General features: G+C 72.4%; 3 protein-coding genes. All 3 read left to right on the plus strand.

Annotated features, from left to right (window positions below; translation table 11 throughout):
* Nucleotides 1-157, plus strand: a 157-nt coding sequence (locus AC30N0_RS12890; RefSeq protein WP_489518312.1) for a tyrosine-type recombinase/integrase, incomplete at its 5' end; no start/stop codon positions are given.
* 70 nt (nt 158-227) lie between these two features.
* The gene (locus AC30N0_RS12895; protein WP_489518310.1) at nt 228-1115 is read left to right on the plus strand and encodes an NAD(P)-dependent oxidoreductase; all 888 of its coding nucleotides are present in this window, start codon (nt 228-230) and stop codon (nt 1113-1115) included.
* Nucleotides 1112-1567: two pore domain potassium channel family protein (locus AC30N0_RS12900; protein ID WP_489518311.1), on the plus strand; the 456-nt coding region annotated here is incomplete at its 3' end. The genes AC30N0_RS12895 and AC30N0_RS12900, both read left to right, overlap by 4 nt.

Raw genomic sequence — 1567 nt, forward strand, 5'->3', positions numbered from 1 at the left:
CCATGCCTTCGCCACGCACCTGCTCAACCACGGCGCCGACCTGCGCGCGGTGCAGATGCTGCTCGGCCACGCCGACATCACGACGGCGACGATCTACACCCACGTCGCCCGCGAGCGCCTGAAGCAGCTGCACGCGATGCACCACCCGCGCGGCTAGCCGTGGGGCTCGGCGACGCGCCGGGATGACCCGCAGCCGCGCCCGCGGGCGTAGCTTGCAGAATGCGGCGATGCACCCGGGCTCCTCCATCGGCATCGTCGGCGTCGGCAACATGGGCGGCGCGATGGCGCTGCGCCTGCTCGAGCGCGGCCACGAGGTCCATGTTCACGATGTCGACGCGGCGCGCGAGGTGGCGGCGCAGAAGCACGGCGCGCGCGTCGGCGCCTCGGCCGCGGCGCTGGCCGCGTCCTGCCGGCTGCTCGTCGTCGCGGACGTCGATGCGCCGCAGACGGAAGCAGTGCGGTTCGGCGCCGGCGGCGCCGCCGCGGCGATGGGGCAGGGCGGCTGCGTGATGCTGTGCCCGACCCTCGGCCCGGACAGCACGGAGCGGTTCGCGGCGGAGCTGGCCGGGCGCGGCATCGACTGCATCGATGCGCCGATGTCGGGCGGCCCGGCGCGGGCGCGCGACGGCAGCATGAGCCTGATGGTGGCGTGCGCCGACGCCCTCTTCGAGCGCCATCGCCCGGTGCTCGAAGCGCTCTCGTCCCGGCTCTTTCGCGTCGGCGTCCGCCCCGGCGACGGCGCCCGAACCAAGCTCGTCAACAACCTGCTCGCGGCGATCAATCTCGCCGGCATGGCCGAGGCGCTCGCCTTGGCCGAGCGCGTCGGCCTCGACCCCGGCCGCACGCTGGCGGTGATCGAGCAGTCGAGCGGGCAGAGCTGGATCGGCAGCGACCGCATGCACCGCGCGCTGGCCGGCGACCTGGCGCCGCGCGCGCACACGAGCCTGCTCGCCAAGGACGCTCGCCTGGCGCTGGCGATGGCTGCCGCGCAGGGCTTCGTGCCGGCGCTCGGCGCCGTGGCGGGGGCAGCGTTCGCGCAGGCGTGTGCGGCCGGCTACGCGGACAGCGACGATGCCAGCCTGCTCGAGATGTCGAGGACCACCGTCAACCGATGAACCGCCTTCGACTGCTGGTCCACCTGCGCCGCAATCCGTCGGCCATCCTTCTCGTGGCGCAACTCCTCGCGCTGCTGCTCTACCCGTTCTTCGAGGCCACCGAGGCCGGGCGCATCGCCCTCGGCATCTTCGGCATCCTCGTTCTCATCCTGACCATGCGGATGGTTCGCCAGACCCCGTTTGTCACCTGGCTCGGCATGGGCATCGCCCTGCCGGCCGTTGCCCTGCTGCTGCTGCAGATGCGTTTCACGTGGCCGCAGCTCACCGCCTGGTCGGCGGGACTGGAGTCCTTGTTCTACTTCTATGCCGCGGGGAGCCTCATCGCCTACATGCTCGCGGATCGCCACGCCACCACCGACGAGCTGTTCGCGGCCGGATCGACCTTCACCCTCCTGGCCTGGGCCTTCGCGTATCTGTTCCTCATGATCCAGGCGGTGGACCCGTCGGGCAGC

The organism is Rhizobacter sp., assembly GCF_031412495.1.
In the GTDB taxonomy this organism is placed as follows: domain Bacteria; phylum Pseudomonadota; class Gammaproteobacteria; order Burkholderiales; family Burkholderiaceae_C; genus Schlegelella_A.

Bases quoted from the DNA above. Each gene is read 5' to 3' on its own strand.
- AC30N0_RS12895 (WP_489518310.1), top strand. From the start codon at position 228: ATGCACCCGGGCTCCTCCATCGGCATCGTCGGCGTCGGCAACATGGGC.